Annotated in this window: 20 protein-coding genes; 13 read left to right on the plus strand and 7 right to left on the minus strand. The window is 44.4% G+C overall.

Annotated features, from left to right (window positions below; all coding sequences use genetic code 11):
- The first annotated feature begins 197 nt into the window (after positions 1 to 197).
- The 6 genes from HMPREF1207_RS18880 to HMPREF1207_RS18905 all read left to right on the plus strand — a co-directional run bounded on the left by HMPREF1207_RS18880 (position 198) and on the right by HMPREF1207_RS18905 (position 6,703).
- A complete protein-coding gene (locus HMPREF1207_RS18880) occupies positions 198 to 668 on the plus strand; it encodes a MarR family winged helix-turn-helix transcriptional regulator (RefSeq protein ID WP_009677172.1) in 471 nt (156 codons plus the stop codon).
- Positions 643 to 2,154, plus strand: a complete 1,512-nt coding sequence (locus HMPREF1207_RS18885) for a DHA2 family efflux MFS transporter permease subunit (RefSeq protein WP_016423884.1) — start codon at positions 643 to 645, stop codon at positions 2,152 to 2,154. The genes HMPREF1207_RS18880 and HMPREF1207_RS18885 overlap by 26 nt, the downstream gene beginning before the upstream one ends.
- 151 nt (positions 2,155 to 2,305) lie before the next feature.
- Complete coding sequence (locus tag HMPREF1207_RS18890) at positions 2,306 to 2,611, plus strand: hypothetical protein (RefSeq protein ID WP_009677148.1); 306 nt, start codon at positions 2,306 to 2,308, stop codon at positions 2,609 to 2,611.
- 118 nt (positions 2,612 to 2,729) lie between these two features.
- Positions 2,730 to 3,101, plus strand: a complete 372-nt coding sequence (locus HMPREF1207_RS18895) for a DUF423 domain-containing protein (RefSeq protein WP_009677133.1) — start codon at positions 2,730 to 2,732, stop codon at positions 3,099 to 3,101.
- Between the two features lie 219 nt (positions 3,102 to 3,320).
- Positions 3,321 to 4,811, plus strand: coding sequence for a PAS domain-containing sensor histidine kinase (locus tag HMPREF1207_RS18900; RefSeq protein ID WP_009677136.1), 1,491 nt, complete (start codon positions 3,321 to 3,323; stop codon positions 4,809 to 4,811).
- Positions 4,808 to 6,703, plus strand: a complete 1,896-nt coding sequence (locus HMPREF1207_RS18905) for a putative bifunctional diguanylate cyclase/phosphodiesterase (RefSeq protein WP_009677126.1) — start codon at positions 4,808 to 4,810, stop codon at positions 6,701 to 6,703. The genes HMPREF1207_RS18900 and HMPREF1207_RS18905 overlap by 4 nt, the downstream gene beginning before the upstream one ends.
- Before the next feature lie 178 nt (positions 6,704 to 6,881).
- Here the strand turns inward: HMPREF1207_RS18905 and HMPREF1207_RS18910 are convergent, their stop codons facing one another.
- Complete coding sequence (locus HMPREF1207_RS18910; RefSeq protein ID WP_009677161.1) at positions 6,882 to 7,388, minus strand: hypothetical protein; 507 nt, start codon at positions 7,386 to 7,388, stop codon at positions 6,882 to 6,884.
- 178 nt (positions 7,389 to 7,566) lie between these two features.
- Between HMPREF1207_RS18910 and HMPREF1207_RS29905 the strand changes: the two genes are divergently transcribed.
- Positions 7,567 to 7,713, plus strand: a complete 147-nt coding sequence (locus tag HMPREF1207_RS29905) for a hypothetical protein (protein ID WP_009677149.1) — start codon at positions 7,567 to 7,569, stop codon at positions 7,711 to 7,713.
- A gap of 231 nt (positions 7,714 to 7,944) precedes the next feature.
- On the opposite strand, the gene HMPREF1207_RS18915 is transcribed toward HMPREF1207_RS29905, so the two are convergent.
- The 3 genes from HMPREF1207_RS18915 to iscB all read right to left on the minus strand — a co-directional run bounded on the left by HMPREF1207_RS18915 (position 7,945) and on the right by iscB (position 10,745).
- Positions 7,945 to 8,742: a hypothetical protein gene (locus HMPREF1207_RS18915; RefSeq protein ID WP_009677152.1), complete on the minus strand. Its 798-nt coding sequence runs from the start codon at positions 8,740 to 8,742 to the stop codon at positions 7,945 to 7,947.
- Between the two features lie 287 nt (positions 8,743 to 9,029).
- The gene (locus HMPREF1207_RS18920; protein ID WP_231392113.1) at positions 9,030 to 9,461 is read right to left on the minus strand and encodes a hypothetical protein; all 432 of its coding nucleotides are present in this window, start codon (positions 9,459 to 9,461) and stop codon (positions 9,030 to 9,032) included.
- Between the two features lie 24 nt (positions 9,462 to 9,485).
- Positions 9,486 to 10,745 (minus strand): RNA-guided endonuclease IscB, encoded by a 1,260-nt coding sequence (iscB, locus tag HMPREF1207_RS18925; RefSeq protein WP_009671551.1) that lies wholly within the window; start codon positions 10,743 to 10,745, stop codon positions 9,486 to 9,488.
- Between the two features lie 1,037 nt (positions 10,746 to 11,782).
- Here iscB and HMPREF1207_RS18935 point away from each other — a divergent pair.
- Together HMPREF1207_RS18935 and HMPREF1207_RS18940 are read left to right on the plus strand one after the other, a co-directional pair.
- A complete protein-coding gene (locus HMPREF1207_RS18935) occupies positions 11,783 to 12,043 on the plus strand; it encodes a helix-turn-helix domain-containing protein (protein WP_009671562.1) in 261 nt (86 codons plus the stop codon).
- Between the two features lie 91 nt (positions 12,044 to 12,134).
- Complete coding sequence (locus HMPREF1207_RS18940; RefSeq protein WP_016423887.1) at positions 12,135 to 12,689, plus strand: hypothetical protein; 555 nt, start codon at positions 12,135 to 12,137, stop codon at positions 12,687 to 12,689.
- Between the two features lie 36 nt (positions 12,690 to 12,725).
- Here HMPREF1207_RS18940 and HMPREF1207_RS30670 read toward each other — a convergent pair whose 3' ends face one another.
- Both HMPREF1207_RS30670 and HMPREF1207_RS30675 read right to left on the minus strand, forming a co-directional pair.
- Positions 12,726 to 12,908, minus strand: coding sequence for a type II toxin-antitoxin system PemK/MazF family toxin (locus HMPREF1207_RS30670; RefSeq protein WP_331271695.1), 183 nt, complete (start codon positions 12,906 to 12,908; stop codon positions 12,726 to 12,728).
- A gap of 67 nt (positions 12,909 to 12,975) precedes the next feature.
- Positions 12,976 to 13,140: a type II toxin-antitoxin system PemK/MazF family toxin gene (locus HMPREF1207_RS30675; protein ID WP_331271696.1), complete on the minus strand. Its 165-nt coding sequence runs from the start codon at positions 13,138 to 13,140 to the stop codon at positions 12,976 to 12,978.
- Positions 13,141 to 13,277: 137 nt separating this feature from the next.
- Here HMPREF1207_RS30675 and HMPREF1207_RS18945 point away from each other — a divergent pair, with 137 nt between their 5' ends.
- From HMPREF1207_RS18945 to HMPREF1207_RS18950, 3 genes are all read left to right on the plus strand, one after another.
- Positions 13,278 to 13,904: an antA/AntB antirepressor family protein gene (locus HMPREF1207_RS18945; protein WP_009671571.1), complete on the plus strand. Its 627-nt coding sequence runs from the start codon at positions 13,278 to 13,280 to the stop codon at positions 13,902 to 13,904.
- Positions 13,905 to 13,972: 68 nt separating this feature from the next.
- Complete coding sequence (locus HMPREF1207_RS29345) at positions 13,973 to 14,146, plus strand: hypothetical protein (RefSeq protein ID WP_016423888.1); 174 nt, start codon at positions 13,973 to 13,975, stop codon at positions 14,144 to 14,146.
- Between the two features lie 69 nt (positions 14,147 to 14,215).
- A complete protein-coding gene (locus tag HMPREF1207_RS18950) occupies positions 14,216 to 14,467 on the plus strand; it encodes a hypothetical protein (RefSeq protein WP_009671566.1) in 252 nt (83 codons plus the stop codon).
- A 44-nt stretch (positions 14,468 to 14,511) separates the two neighbouring features.
- Here the strand turns inward: HMPREF1207_RS18950 and HMPREF1207_RS18955 are convergent, their stop codons facing one another.
- Positions 14,512 to 14,964, minus strand: a complete 453-nt coding sequence (locus HMPREF1207_RS18955) for a hypothetical protein (protein WP_016423889.1) — start codon at positions 14,962 to 14,964, stop codon at positions 14,512 to 14,514.
- A gap of 129 nt (positions 14,965 to 15,093) precedes the next feature.
- Between HMPREF1207_RS18955 and HMPREF1207_RS18960 the strand changes: the two genes are divergently transcribed.
- The gene (locus HMPREF1207_RS18960; protein ID WP_016423890.1) at positions 15,094 to 15,600 is read left to right on the plus strand and encodes a superinfection exclusion B family protein; all 507 of its coding nucleotides are present in this window, start codon (positions 15,094 to 15,096) and stop codon (positions 15,598 to 15,600) included.
- The last annotated feature ends 75 nt before the right edge of the window (positions 15,601 to 15,675 follow it).

The following is a 15,675-nucleotide window of genomic DNA, read 5'->3' on the forward strand; positions in this document are numbered from 1 at the left end:
AACATCCTTCTCGTTTAACCCGGCAAGGGTTTTTTTGCGTTGGACAAACAAGTTTAATCAATCGGGGTGGAAAAAGGGACTCATAAAAGACTTATTAGGTTTATAGGAATATGATTGACTAGAAACTTTTTAAACCCTATAATATTTCGTATGCAAAATATTTGGAGGCGAATAGTAAAGAAAGGAAGGAATCAGTCTTGGAGGAACAGGATCGCATTCACCGGATTTTTCAATCCTACCGTGAGGTCAATCAGGCTTTTTTCCAAGTCCTGATGAAGGCGGCCCAACTGTACGGCCTCACGCCGGTCCAACTGCTTACCCTTAAAAATCTGAAGGAACATCCTCTTATCGGATTGGGGGAACTTAGCGAGTATATTCTGCTGGGGACCAGCACGACGAGCGGGATTGTGGACCGTCTGGTCAAAGCGGGCCTCGTTTCCCGGGAGCGTTCGGAGACAGACCGCCGGTCCGTTACGCTCAAGCTGACGGAGAAAGGGCTGGAACAGTGGAACCTGGTCGAACGGGACCACATGGACCGATTGTATATTCTCGCTTCGGTATCCGAAGAGGATCAGCGGCAACTGGAGCGTATCAATACACAAATCCTAGAGATTTTACAGAAAGTGAGAGATGAAGAAACCCATGAGTACAGAAGCACCCCAATTTAAGCGGGGGCCTATTGTGGCCTCCCTGCTGATCGGAGCGTTCGTCGCCCTGCTCAGCCAAACCTTCCTCAACGTCGCCCTGCCGGGCATGATGAAGGATCTCCAAGTAAGCGAGAATACCATCCAGTGGCTGTCCAACGGCTATATGCTGGTCAGCGGCGTTCTCGTCCCGATCAGCGCCTTTCTGATCGAACGTTTTACGACGCGGAAGCTGTTTATCGCCGCGGTCGGCTTGTTTACGCTGGGCACGATCATAAGCGGATTCGCCCCCGGGTTCGAGCTGCTGCTGACCGGCCGTCTTGTCCAGGCGGCAGGCGCAGGCGTGCTTATGCCGCTGATGTCGATCGTCTTCCTGACGATCTTCCCTGTGGAGGAGCGCGGCAAAGCGATGGGCATGATGGGCGTCGCCATGATTTTCGCCCCGGCCATCGGTCCTACGCTGTCCGGCTGGATTATGGAGCATTACAGCTGGCGCGCCCTGTTCTATATCATTATCCCGCTTTCCGCTTTTGCCCTGATCTTCGGAGCCGTATCGCTTAAAAACGTGACGCGCACATCCAAGCCGCGCCTTGATATTCTCGGCGTTATTCTCTCCACCCTTGGTTTCGGGGGGCTGCTCTACGGCTTCAGTGACGCGGGTAAAGACGGATGGGACAGCACGATTGTCGTGACTTGCCTGACGGTCGGCGCCGTTTCGCTCATCCTGTTCATCTGGCGTGAGCTGGTGACCGAGAAGCCGATTCTGGAATTCCGTGTGTTCAAATTCAACATGTATTCCCTTACGACCGTCATTAACGTCATTGTGACGATGGCCATGTTCTCCGGGATGATTCTTCTCCCGCTCTATCTGCAAAACATCCGCGGATTTACGCCGTTCGAATCCGGACTTCTGCTTCTTCCGGGCGCGATTCTGATGGGGATCATGTCCCCGATTACCGGTATTATTTTCGATAAAGTCGGTGCCCGCTGGCTTTCCGTTATAGGCTTGCTGATCATGACCGTGACGACTTACGAATTCAGCAAGCTTACCATTGATACGACGTATACCACGCTCATTCTGCTCTACACGATCCGCAGCTTCGGCATGTCGATGCTGATGATGCCGATCCAGACCGCAGGGATGAATCAGCTTCCCCAGCGTCTGAACGCGCACGGTTCGGCCATGTCGCAGACGCTCCGTAACGTGGCCGGCGCCATCGGCACCGCTCTGCTCGTGTCCCTTATGACCAATGCGGCCAAGTCCCATGGAGCGGAGCTCGTCGCCGCGGGCGGCATCAATCCCGCCGATAAGGTCAAAATGGCGGAAATTGCCCAGCAGTCCGCGGTCTACGGCATCAACCATTCCTTCGTCGTGGCGACATGGATGACGGTGGCCGCTCTTGTTATGGCCTTCTTTATCCGTAAAGTGAAGCCGCACGTCGAGATCAAGCACGAGAGTGTCGTGATCGAAAACAAAGACGTCGAAACCGTCACGGTTTCGTCGAAATAAGGTAAAACGAACATCGTCCCGAACGCAGTCCCCGCGGCTGCTTCGGGACGATTTTTTTTGCTTTGGAACAGCATGCTCCAGGAAGGAATCTATCGAAGAGTTGTCGAATTTTGGAACCATGCAGGCTTTGCAGAGAGAGGGGACTTATAAAATGAAATGCAGCATTTGCCAATGGGTGAAAATCGTTGATATGAACAACGAAGCGCTGACACAGCAGCTCTTTGTACACGGGGAGATCGAAGGGGCGGCACTGACGGTAGGCGCTTCGGTCGTTACACATTCGCTCGGTCTCAAGAAATTCGAAGTCGTTTACGACAAGAGGGAAGGCATCGAATCGGCCCGCTTTAAAGTGGTCGACATCGAAGTCGACATGCTCCAGCACCCGTTTACGACCCGTGCCTACCTGGAGCCGCAGGTGCTCATTATCGGCCAGCACGACGTGGGTGAAACGGAGTAATCCGCAAGGCTCTTGGCAGGGCTGAAAAGGCGGCGGAAACCGTATCCGGATTGGATTCTTCGCGGATAATCGGCTATCATGGGGAGAGACGACTTTGCTTACAAAGGAGAATGGAGACATGATGCGTTTATTCATGATGCTGGGAAGCATCAATATGTTTTTGGCGGTGGCGCTGGGCGCTTTCGGCGCTCATATGCTGAAAACAAAAATCAGTGCGGACATGCTTGCCGTCTACCAGACCGGCGTGCAGTATCATATGATTCATGCGGTCGGCCTTATCGCAATCGGTCTCGCCGCGGATCGTCTGACGCAGAACCAGTCCCTGGTTAATGCTTCGGGCTGGGCGATCCTGATCGGAATTATTTTATTTTCCGGGAGTCTCTATGTCCTGAGCTTGTCCGGTATTAAAGTGTTAGGAGCCATTACGCCGTTCGGCGGGGTTGCTTTCCTGGCAGGCTGGGTTATGCTGGCGATTGCCGCAATGAAATAAGAGCCGGATTTATTCCGGCTCTTTTCTTTTTTGTAAGGGGCTTAAATAATAGCAGGAAAATTTACCTAGTGCGTAGAAGTTGTTACCATTTGCACGTTTGCCTGTCGATTCAGGTGTTTGACGGAAGACGAAAAATGTCGATTGAGGGCGGATTTGCAGGATAATCTCCCCGTCCCGGTCAGCAACCCCCAAAATCCTTTTGGTTGAAAGGAATACCGGATGTATAAGTCATTCAGTCCAGATGAGGATAACGAATCGGGCTTTATCGCACCCGCTATGATTCCCGTGTTTGCCTACGCGTTCAAAGAGGCCTTGATCGGGATGGCGGTGGTGAATCAGCAGGGAGATATTCTTGAAGTGAATGAAGTGCTCTGCCGGATGCTGGGATATACGCGCCGGGAGCTTCTCGGGATGAACAAGGACGATATCGCTTACGCAGCGGTCGGCACGGAGGACTGGGTGAGCCGGTGGAAGGAACTGGCCGCCACCAAAAGGCTGCAGATGGAGAAAAGGTTCCGGCATAAAGACGGACACTGGGTCTGGACGATGTTGAACGTGTCTCTTCTCCCCGGTACGGACGGTTCCTTTGTCTATTATGTGCAGCTGCAAGACCTGACGGGCCGGAAAGCCATGGAAGAAAAGCTGGAGCGGAGCCGTCAGGAACTTGGGCCCCTTTTCGAGTATAATCCGGACATCGTCTGCATAGTGGATATGCAGGGGCACATTGTCAGCATTAATTCCACCATGAGGCAGGTCACGGGGTACGAGACGGACGAATTGGCGGGGCATCCCTGCAAGAGGTTCATTTTCCCGGGAGACCTGGAGACGGCGGCGGAACTCTTCGAGGCTGCGAAAAACGGAAGAACCCGGACGGGCGAATTCAATGTCTCGCGCAAGGACGGAAGCTGGATCACCGTGGAAGTCAACACGCTTCCGATTCAGGTAGGCAGCCGCGTGGAAGGGATTTATGCGATAGCCAAAGACGTAACGAGGCGCAGGGAAACGGAAGAACGGCTGAGAACGTCCGAGAAGCTGTCGGCCGTGGGGCAGCTTGCGGCGGGTGTCGCCCATGAAATCCGGAATCCGCTGACAGCTCTGAAAGGCTTTACCCAGTTTCTGCAGTCCGGGGCAGAGGGGAAGCAGGAATACTACGAAATCATGATGTCCGAGCTTAACCGGATCGATCTCATCCTTTCGGAACTGCTTATGCTAGCCAAACCCAAAGCGTCCGAATTCGCCTGGTTAAACCCGGAGCTTGTGATCCGGCATGTACTTGCGCTCCTTGAAGCGCAGGCCATTCTCAAGAACGTCGAATTCTTGACGAATGTGGACGGCAGTCTCTCCGGCATGATGGGGGCCGAGAATCAGCTGAAGCAGTTGTTCGTGAATTTATTGAAAAATGCGATCGAGGCCATGCCGGACGGAGGACTTATCACGATCCGGCTGCAGGAGCAGGCGGATAAGCGGATTTGTTTCGCCATTGCGGATCAGGGAAGCGGGATCCCGCAGGATTTGATCGACAAGATCGGCGTTCCCTTCTATACGACCAAAGATCAGGGCAGCGGGCTGGGCATGATGGTCAGCCGCAAAATTGTGGAGGAGCACAAAGGCATCCTTCAGATTGAAAGCGTCATGGGGGAAGGGACGACCGTTTACGTTCGGCTGCCCATAAACAGAGAAAGCGGCGAAATGGAGGAAAAACGGAAATGATACCGGTTCTCTTAGGCGGGTATGCAGCAGTTATCGTGATCGGAAGTGTGCTGCTGAGAGCCTATGCAGTCTGGATCTGCCTGGGAGCCTCGGCCGTACTGGCGGGGGCGCTGTATACCTTTAACAAGCGCGGCAACCCCGCTGCTTCCGGGCAGGAAGGACTTACGGCATTAGACAACAGGCCGGTGGACCCGCCAATAGCGGATGAATCCTCCCGATTGCTGGACACTTTATTCGATTACAGCCCGAACGCGATCAGCGTAACGGATGAGCACGGCAAATTAACCCGGGTAAGCCGGACCATGGAACGGCTCCTCGGAGCGACGAACGAGCAGCTGGTCGGCAATTCTTTCGGAGCTTACGTATCCGACGAGCATCAGGATAAGCTCAAGCAGCGCTACGGAGAACTGCGCACAGGAACGCCGCAGCTGTTCGATATCCCGGTGCTCCACCGGAGCGGGTACCGGATCGACTTGTCGGCTACGGGTGTGCCGCTCGAGACGCAGGGGGCAAGCCGGCGGTTCCTGTTCATGTTCCAGGATATCACGGAACGGCGGAGAGCCGACGAGCAGTTCCGGCACATGGCCTACTACGACGATATGACGGGCCTTCCGAACCGTCGGCTGTTCAAGGAACAGCTTACGGAGGCGCTGCTTCTGGCGGAAAGCCATCATCAGCGGGTAGCGGTCATGTACGTGGACATCGACGGCTTCAAGCTGTTTAACGACTGCTTCGGTTACGACTACGGGGACATGCTGCTCCTTCAGGTGGCGGAGCGGTTCACCCGCTGCATCTCAGATAACGACTTCATCGCCAGAACGGAAGGCGACGAATTCGCCTTCTTCTACACGGGCATTCAGGGGAGGGAACAGGCCTTGCAGCTCGCCTCCCGGCTGCTGTCCGTGCTTGAGGAGCCTTTCATGCTGGAGCAGTATGAGCTGCACGTTACCGCAAGTATAGGCATCTCGCTGCTCTCGCGCGAACGCGAGGATGCGGATACGCTGATGAAGCATGCGAATATGGCCGTCACCCGGGCCAAGGAGAACGGAAAAAGCGACATCCAGATTTTTAACTCCGAAATGAGATCCGTCTCTCTTCAGAAACTTCAATTGGAAAACGACCTGAGACGGGCCATTACAAACAACGAATTCGTGCTGCATTATCAGCCGCAGGTCGAGATCGAAAGCGGTCAAATCGTAGGGATGGAGGCGCTCATCCGCTGGAACCACCCCCAGAAGGGCTTTATTCCGCCGGGAGATTTCATCCCGTTTGCGGAGCAGTCGGGACTGATCGTGCCGATCTCGGAGTGGGTGCTGCACGAGGCGTGCCAGCAGAACCAAACCTGGCAGGATGCCGGCCTTCCGAAAGTTCCGGTATCCGTGAACTTGTCCTCCCGGCAGTTTCTCCAGCACAATCTGAAGGCGAAAGTCGATCAGGTGCTGCAGCATACGGGGCTGGCTCCACAGTTTCTGGAGCTCGAGATTACCGAGAGCATGACCATGGATGTGGAGCATGCCATCGCTTCGCTTCTGGAACTGAAGCAGCTCGGCGTCCAGGTGAGCATCGACGATTTCGGCACGGGATACAGCTCTCTGTCATATTTGAAAAGATTTCCGGTCGACCGGCTGAAAATCGACCGTTCCTTCGTCCGGGACATCATGGAGGACCCGAGCGACGCCGCTATCGTCGCCACGATTATTTCCATGACGCGGCACTTGAACTTGAAAGTGATCGCCGAGGGCGTGGAGACGGAGGAGCAGCTTTCCTTCCTGCACCGCAATCAGTGCCATGAGGTTCAGGGCTACTGGTTCAGCCCGCCTCTGACGGCGGATAAGATGGGCTCCATGCTGCGCCGGATCACCTGCAGCGCAGGGAGGCTCAAGGAAGCCTAGACCGGCCGGAAAAACAAATAGAGCCAGCAGTTTCCGGGAAACCGTTCTGCCAGACTCGCGATTGAGAGAAAGCGGCGCCGGGATGCAGTTCAGGTGCCCGATGCGGCGCCGTTTGACGCCAGTCAACCTCGCCGCCCTATAGAAGAAAGGCCCGAGCGCGTAAGCGCCGGGCCTTTTTTTAATGTAAAGACATATTGTCAATCTCGTTGAGCTTAAACAGATAAACTTTCTTTTCGTCCACATGGTAGACGGTAACGTTGCCCGATTCTTCATCGAAATTCAGAACCCGGCAGGGAAGACTGAGACGGATGCCAGCCCCTTTTACGACGGAAAGGCGGATCAGGGTGTTGTCCTTGATCATCTTCCGGAGCTGGTCTTCCACCTGGGGCCTATGCTGATTGGAAGCGGATGCAGCGGGAGGCGCAGACGATCCGGTTTTGGATGCCGGAGCGGATGCCGGCTGTTTCTCGGATGATGACGGTGATCCGTCCGATACGGCAGCATGTGAAGAAGCTGCGGTCGAAGATGTGCCAGAGGAAGGCGTATTTAATGCGATCAGCTTGCCGAGCTCAATCCCCTGTTCGATCGTAAAATCTGTGAAATTAGCATTATTCAAGACCTGCAGCAGCTTTTGAAGCGCAAGTCCATTCGTCTCTTCTTCCATCAAAATTTTAACGGTAAACAAATGGCCTTGTTTGGATGTTTGGTTCGTGTTAGTAGTCGTAATAAGACCTCCGTCTCACTGAATCTGGTCCTTTTACTATAGCATGAAATGGGTCTTTAGATACACCCTGTTTTTCCGGCACCAAAACTTCTCTCCGGCATATACTGCCTATGATTTTGAAGCGAGGAGATGTGTCATTATGATGAAAGTGGAACCCATCGAACTGGATGGAAATACGGCCATTGCGATAGAAGTAAAGCTGCCAAAAACGACGCTGCTAGTCGTGACGACGGATAAAGGCTATATCATGTGCGGAGCCCAATTTATACCCTATTTTACAGGGTGAACAATAATGGCTTTGAAAAGCTGTAATTCCTTATGGGACAAGGCCTCACGGGATTTTTGAATGTTTTTTGAGACATGGACAAAATGTCTTTTTTGAAGTCTTTGTGATCACACTTGTGACCAAAATTTAAGGACAAACGGTTCAAAACGTGACTATTTTAAATTACACTTTTGTCCAAAATTTGCACCAATTAAATAGACCAACTAACAGTTAAGATAGTGGGTTGTTTGACTATTCCTTTGGTTTAAGTGGTCCTATTTTTTTCTTTTCAAATGTAGGTAAGTCTGGGGTATCTTTAGATTGTTTGAGCAGTTTGTATTGTGGGGTAAAAGTCTTATTCTTAATGTCCACGGGTGCAAGTATAAAGTAATCCTTGTATGAGTCTATGACGATCATTGGTTCTGTTGTGTTAGTAACTAAATATTCCGTTTCTTCTCTTGCGTCATTTTTCCCTTTCTCTTGAACAAGGAACATATTGCTAGTAACAATTGCAACAAAAAAGATTATTACAGTTACCTTACTACCATACTTTAACGTAATACCTTTAAGTATGTTGTCTCCAATTACCTTCTCATTATGAATAATGCGAGCACTAATTTTTTTTAGTTCCTTGTACTTAAATATCGGGATAATAACATATACTAAAATAGAGAAGGCAAAAAGAACAACAACAGCGAAAATTACAATCATGCTTCCAAGATTATAAAAAATGCTAAACAGTACGATATAACAGAATAAGCTGTTTTGATTTGTAGAGATTTCAAATCTATTTGAATCAAGGAAAGATAAAAAATTGACTAAAAGAAGTGTAATCATGATAGACCTAAAAAGGCTCCATGTTGATTTAATGATTGTCGGTAACCCTACCTCTACAAACATGTCTGGCAGCTCATAATAATCTTTATATCCAACTTCATAAAGATAGCCAGCAAGATAACCGAAGGCCGTTATTAAGATAACAATAAGTGCTTCACCAATTAGTCCATTTGAAGATTTTTCATGCTTCCCCTTGTTTATTTCTTCTGTCAAATCCATTCCCCCTGAATTGTAATATGCTGGATAATTATATCACATTAGTGAGGTCATAGAATTGTTTAAAAGTATTCACTAATAAATTGCAAATGGCTCCCGATTATTATATCTGGAGCCTTTCTCTATACCTAAGTTTCCTTTTTGCTATTGCTATCCATTTCGACTTTAAATGTGATTGATTGTATCTTTAATGACCAATGAGGAATATGTGAGTAGGTAATCTTAATAGGTTCAATTTTCAAAGTATTGTCTCCTTTCATTTTACTCTTATGTCTCATGATGACTTAAACAGCTATGTATGTCGCATTTTCCTTTTCAATCTTGTAATATTCGAGTTGCCATAACATTTGAAATTTAGATGGATAAGCTTTTCCGTACACTTGTTTCCCTTTGCTATGAATTGCGACAGCTTGCCTTACGGCTTCTTTTTCGCCATAATGAATGTAAACCCCATTATAATTATATATTTGATATATCCAATGAGGTATTATAATACTAGATTTACTCATCAAGGGTGTATATTTAATTTTTTTATACTCCTTTGTCTCTGAAATGATCTTTAATTTTGCGATTAGCTGTTCCTCGTTTTGGAAATAATTGAAATCGGCATGAATGTTAGAGAGTCTGTTTTGGATTTCTTCTGATTCACCATAATAAAGTTCTTTCTTACCTTTAGGATTAATAAAGATTGCAATAGCAAATAGATAGTTCATCAAATGTAAGCGAAGATACCCCAACTTTTAAGCGGATGAGTAAGTCGGGGAGGAATCGCTTATTCTCCTCTCTATTAACAATGTGCTTGCGTATTCGACTTTTCTTAGTTTCTTGAAACTAGTGGAGGTGTGAATCTTAGTGCCGTCTAACTGTCTGATATCAAAATAACCTCTTATTCTTCTGCCGAAGATGAAGCACTCTTGCCCTTCATAGATTACCTTATCGAACAACTGAAAACCCAACACAAAACGCTCTGCTTTATTAGTCTTACGTCTTCCACCTTTGCCAATGGTTGCTGTGTGCAGTTGACGATTGTTCTTGCGAACAAATTTCATGGTATAAACCGCATCGTTTGATTTCGCTAATGGATGACCACTAATACAGCGCGCATCGGCCATATGGGATTTTTCTAATCCGTGCCTTATACGAGTGTTCTTTATGATATATCCGTAAGTTAACTTTGCATGGGGATAGATTTCTTTCAATCCGTTATAGATAAACCACCGCATTACAGTCATTTGTGAAGCATCACGTAAGGAAGGTGATTTACGTGAAATTGTATGTTCCAATCCTTTTTGATGTATCTCGTTATGGCATGTTTCACAAAGGGTAATCAAATTATCTGGTCTATCTCCGCCTGTCTTACGACTTTCAATATGATGTACATTTAAGATTTTATCTTTTTTCTTTCCTTTACAACGTTGACAGATATGTTTATCACGAAATAATACATATTCATGCACATTCCAAAAACCCATTTGTTCTCCTTGCTGATACTCCACGCCTTGGATTGAAGGATTTTTTAATAATTGCGTATCAAACTGTGCAACTTCAATAATGATATGAGTGACAGGAAGAATATTGTGAACAAATTTTACTATTTTAACATGTGAATCCACTTTATGTTGAATTGATGGGGCGAGCCAACCCTTCGGTTTTTTACGGTTGAGAAACCTTGCTTTGCGATAACGAGTAGTTCGACTTCGCCTAGCTCTTCTAAATTGTGAGCGTGTCGCCAGAAGTTCTTGAATATCGGTACGCAGTTTGATATCTGCTTCCAATAAAACCTTCTTTTCTGTAGTAGCGGATATACCAATATGCTTTGTACCGGCATCAACACCTAATGAAATCGGTTGTATGTAACCAGCACTTCCATGAACTAGCTGGATAGTAAATGGAGTACGTTTTGCAACCTTTGCTTTTTTAGACTTTAATAGATTCCTTGCCTTTCTTGGTGAACAAGGCATTAAAGGTTTCCCATGTTGATTGATAACGTATACGAACATTGCGTATACCTCCATTCGGAGTATTATGCCTCATACCCAATGTTGGAAAGGCTTGTTAGGTCTACAGCACAGTTCCTACCCATCAGAACATTTAACCATAGACGACAGAGCAGCGAACTTGAAGAGCATTCGAAGGTGTCATGACCAATCCAACGTAGTCTGCGAAAGACTTAGGGTAGTCAATAAGGGCTTTTCAAGCCCCCACTTCAACCATTAGGTAAGTGGTGGATTATTGATCCTTATGAAGACCTATTACAAAGAGCCGGTTATCTCGATGAGCAATCAATGAGTGATCATGAAGGTGAGATATATACGGATCGGTCAAAGGGCGTTATTTATGTTCACGAAGAAATTGGGCGCTACATGTTCATTGAACTTAAGCAACTATTACGTAGTAAGAATAAAATTTCACATAACGGTAAGCTCTTATCTGATTTCGATAAAAAACGATTATTGGATATTGCAGATATTATTACCGTAAAGGACTCAGAGATTAGTAAAGAACCTTAAACAGGTTCTTTTTTTGTTCGCAAAATAAGAATGTGTGTTCGTATTAAAATGTATCATTAGTTCCAGAAGATGTCAATGAGTAGTTCCAAATACCTAAATTTGAGTAATTGCATCCCTTAACTCAACATAGTTGCAGTGTTCGTTGAAGCATTCATATTGTTCTTTTATTTCTTCGTCTGTAACATGGTAACCAGCGAAATCAACTTCAGAATTACACTTTGGGCAAGTAAACAAAGGTATCACCGCCTTATCAATTTTTTATGCCATCTTAGCCTTAAACGAGCCTCGCAAATCATTTTCATTTACAGGTCTAATAGGATTGGTGAAGAGTGCAATTGCGAATTTGTTTTTCATAACGAAACTCCTTTTATTTTCGTTTTCACGAATTTAATTTTCGATTTATTAAATTAAATATACACATTCGCAAAAATTCTGTCAATTACTTTTCGAATATTTATTTCGCAAACGCGAAAATAATTTGTGCTTGCAATCGCTATACTGTATATTTGTTTATGGAGGGATATACAATGTTTAGTTACAAACCTTTAAAAAGACTACTGGTTGAAAAGGAAATGTCCAAAACGGAATTTATGAATTATATGGGCTTCTCTTCATCAACGACCGCTAAAATATGGAAAAATGAAAATGTTGCATTGTCTATATTGGATGACATTTGTAATAAACTAGAATGCAAAATTTCCGATGTCATTGAACATATTCCGAGTGATGACTATATAGATGAAGATGGAAGATATGTTTTAAAAATTAAAGATAATGTTCAAAAGTAAGGAAAGCGAAGAAGCCCGAATTCATTTTCGAATTCGGGTTTTTGTATAGTCTTTTATCCTATCTGTATGGTATATTTAGGGAACAAATTGTATGGGGGAATTAAATTGGATAAATTGTTTATTTTTTTATTTTGTCTTATTTTATTTCCTTTACTTGTCCTTTAAAGGGTACAAAGAAAATAATAAAAAGCCTAGTTCATCATTTGATGGCAAGCACGTCTTAGGTATTCCTGGTATAGGCACAGGCATCTCTGCAAAGGTAGTTACAAACAAGGACAACATCACAATTAACAACACTCAAATTATTCCTATGGATCGTTTCCAATTTGCAAGAGGGGTATCTGCTCAAGAAATCGTCTTAGACGATCAGCAGAAGTCAGTTATTCTTAGGGGGATTGCTGGCGGCTTACTATTGGGGCCTATTGGGGCTGTAGTAGGGGGGATGAGCGGCTTAGGTACGAAACAGCAGAAGAAAGAGGTTACACAACATTACATTCAATTAACGTATACAAATAAGGATAATGAGCAGATTGATGCTTTATTCTTGGTTGATCGTGATAAGAAATACTGTGACGGTGTAGCTGATCACATTAATAAAGAAACAGGTAAAATAGCACTAGTACAAAAACTACAATACGAAATCTAACACTATGTATAGACGACGCTGAGCGTCTTTTTTCTTTTATATATCACCTGAGCAACTAATCGCATGAGCTTCAACAACTTTACTCATTGTTATTGGTCCAACTTTAGCAAGCTTATGTAGCAGCCTAGACTTATCAACTGTTCTTACCTGCTCAAGCATAACAACTGAATCCTTAATAATTCCGTTTGGAGATGCTTTTAATACAACATGAGTAGGCAATTTTGCTTTGTGTATTTGAGCAGTAATAGCACAAACAATAACTGTTGATCCATATCTAATTCCTCGATTAAACTAATGCAGGCCTTAAACCATGTTGCTCAGATCCAATCCCATCGAACTTTACCATCCATATGTCTCCACGTGTAACCATCTTATCATCTTCACAATTTAGAAGTTGTTTACTCATAAATAAACACCTCTTATTATATTGATTTAATAATATTGTAATCATTTAGTTTTATGTATACAAGGGAATATATATTCTATTTAGAATTAAATAATAAATGATTGCAATAAATATAAAATGTGATATGATGACAGTGTCAAGTGATCAATCTGGTTAAAAAGGAGAAAAGGATGATGTATTGAGTGAGTTTAGAAAGTCTAGAGTTAATTGAGGATGAGTTTGTACCAGTTTATCGTAACGAAAAAGGTGAGAGTGTTGTTGATGGTCGTGATTTGAAAGAGTATTTAGGGGTACGCCGAGACTATAGCACTTGGTTAAAAGGAAGGGTAGAAGAATATTCCTTTGAACTGGGGAAGGACTTTACCCCGAATCGGGGGAAAAGTACTGGAGGACGTCCAAGAGTAGATCATATTTTAAGTTTGGACATGGCGAAAGAGCTGGCAATGGTTGAAAACAATCAAAAGGAAAAAGAAGTTAGACGCTATTTTATAGAACTTGAATCTAAATACAAAGCCGCGCTACAAGAAATCGAACGCCTTTACTCACAACTATTTGACGCTTCCAATCTCATAACAATGAATTCAGCCGCTAAAAGTATTGGGATTGGTCGGAATAAAATGTTTGTGGATCTCCGTAAGCGTGGAATAATTCTAAAAGGAAGCAACGTTGTTAAACAACAGTACATAGACCGTGGTCTATTCGTAGTTAAAAACGTTAATAAAATAAATAAATACAAAAATAAAATTATACCTACCACCTTTGTGACTCCAAAAGGATTAGACTATCTGGCCAAGTTGTACATTGCCTAAAACTCCGTGTCCTAGGCGCGTTTAGTATAGATGATTTTATAAAATACGCAGTAAAGGAGCAGGTTAATATGATGGATCAAGAAATAAAAGGTTTACTTGAGAAGATCCTTACAAGGCTAGACAGTATCGAAAAGAGTGGCAAACTGGAACAAGCTGCAACAAAAGAAGATGTGGCCTATCTGGCTGCCAAAATTGGTCAACACGATCTAGAATTAGACAGATTGAATAAACGGATTAGATAAATCATGGGGAGCCTAGACGCCTGTCTAGGTTCTTTGTCTTGCTCATTTTAAGATCGGGAGGGGGATACTATGTCCATGCAATCATACGAGGTTGTAGACCTATTTGAGAACGTTTGCGAATTGATTGAGTCGATTAGAGGAAGCCAGGAACGGAGCGAGAAGAGGTTTGAACAGTTTCAGAAGGAATTAATCGCCCAACTGAACAGAATAGAGGAAAATGACAAGATAACAGCGGCTGAAGCTAAATCTGATATAAACTTTTTGGCTAAAGAGTACGGACAACTTAAATTAGAGATGAGCCGGTTAAATCAAGCTTGGTGAAAACGTTTAAGAACCCGGATGTAATTGTCCAGGTTCTTTTTCTGTTATCTTTTTCTGCGACTTGTTCTTGTATCTTTGCTTTCATTGAACAATACAAGGAGAATAACAATGCCAATGATTAATAACAAGAACAACAGTTGCAAAAAGGTACTGAGGAAATAATAAATTAAATATGCGGACATTATACCAATAGGGATAAAGAAAATTACAGGCCACTTATAATATTTTTCATTTTCATAAGCTATGTAAGTATTCCAAAACGAACCTATTGAAAGAGCTAGAAAACAAATAGCAGATAAAAAGCTTAGACCAATTACTTTAAAGGTTGGTCCCGGATTACGAAAAATATTCAGGCACTTATCTAAGAAGCTTTCCGGAAGCGGAAATAACATAAGCTGTTCATAAGCCAAGTAACCAAAGCCGCATGAACACGCTAATAAAAGTAGATAAACTCTCCAATCTTCAAAATACTGAAGTTGGTCAAAAAAACGTTTCATTCAATTCCCCCTCGAATGTATGTTTGGTGGTATAATTGGAATGTAACATTTTGGATATATTCTTGTCAACTTTTGGCACTTGTCATAATATTATGTAGGAGTATATACCTATAGAAAGAAGGGGAGCGCTTGAAATTAGATATGGGTAAAATACTGGATATTCTAAAGTTAACGCCTTTATACTTGTTTCCTATTGTTTTAGCCTCTGCAGCAATGCTGTTTTTGCCAGTAGATATATTAAAACAGCTTGGAATAGATCCTTTTACAGTGAAATATAAGACATGGATAGGTTTAACCTTTATCATATCTTTTTGTTTTTTGATTACTCATTTGATCTACAAGTTGTTTCAGTTTATCACAGGCAAAAATGGAGATAGAAAGTGGAAAGAATATCGGAAAGAATATCTACACAACTTAACAGAAGAAGAAAAAAATATTTTAAGGCATTACCTTTACTACAATACTAGGTCTCAAAATCTTAACGTATTTGATGGAGTAGTTAAAGGTTTAATACACTCAGAAGTGATATATCAAGCTTCGTCAATTGGCACAATGCGTGGAGGATTCGCATGTAATATACAGCCATGGGCTTGGGAGTATTTACAAAAGAACACCCAATTGTTAAGTCATCAATAATTCTAAGAGGGATAAAAAATCCCCAAGTATCCGCTAAGTATCCTGATATCCTGTAAGATACCCTTGATTCTATAA

The sequence above is a fragment of the Paenibacillus sp. HGH0039 genome (assembly GCF_000411255.1).
In the GTDB taxonomy this organism is placed as follows: Bacteria; Bacillota; Bacilli; order Paenibacillales; family NBRC-103111; genus Paenibacillus_F.

Excerpts from the sequence above, each read along its gene's own strand:
- HMPREF1207_RS18885 (WP_016423884.1), top strand. The coding sequence starts at position 643 with ATGAGTACAGAAGCACCCCAATTTAAGCGGGGGCCTATTGTGGCCTCC.
- HMPREF1207_RS18890 (WP_009677148.1), top strand. The coding sequence starts at position 2,306 with ATGAAATGCAGCATTTGCCAATGGGTGAAAATCGTTGATATGAACAAC.
- HMPREF1207_RS18895 (WP_009677133.1), top strand. The coding sequence starts at position 2,730 with ATGATGCGTTTATTCATGATGCTGGGAAGCATCAATATGTTTTTGGCG.
- HMPREF1207_RS18900 (WP_009677136.1), top strand. The coding sequence starts at position 3,321 with ATGTATAAGTCATTCAGTCCAGATGAGGATAACGAATCGGGCTTTATC.
- HMPREF1207_RS18905 (WP_009677126.1), top strand. The coding sequence starts at position 4,808 with ATGATACCGGTTCTCTTAGGCGGGTATGCAGCAGTTATCGTGATCGGA.
- HMPREF1207_RS29905 (WP_009677149.1), top strand. The coding sequence starts at position 7,567 with ATGATGAAAGTGGAACCCATCGAACTGGATGGAAATACGGCCATTGCG.
- iscB (WP_009671551.1), bottom strand. The coding sequence starts at position 10,745 with ATGTTCGTATACGTTATCAATCAACATGGGAAACCTTTAATGCCTTGT.
- HMPREF1207_RS18935 (WP_009671562.1), top strand. The coding sequence starts at position 11,783 with ATGTTTAGTTACAAACCTTTAAAAAGACTACTGGTTGAAAAGGAAATG.
- HMPREF1207_RS18940 (WP_016423887.1), top strand. The coding sequence starts at position 12,135 with ATGGGGGAATTAAATTGGATAAATTGTTTATTTTTTTATTTTGTCTTA.
- HMPREF1207_RS30675 (WP_331271696.1), bottom strand. The coding sequence starts at position 13,140 with ATGATTACAATATTATTAAATCAATATAATAAGAGGTGTTTATTTATG.
- HMPREF1207_RS29345 (WP_016423888.1), top strand. The coding sequence starts at position 13,973 with ATGATGGATCAAGAAATAAAAGGTTTACTTGAGAAGATCCTTACAAGG.
- HMPREF1207_RS18950 (WP_009671566.1), top strand. The coding sequence starts at position 14,216 with ATGTCCATGCAATCATACGAGGTTGTAGACCTATTTGAGAACGTTTGC.
- HMPREF1207_RS18955 (WP_016423889.1), bottom strand. The coding sequence starts at position 14,964 with ATGAAACGTTTTTTTGACCAACTTCAGTATTTTGAAGATTGGAGAGTT.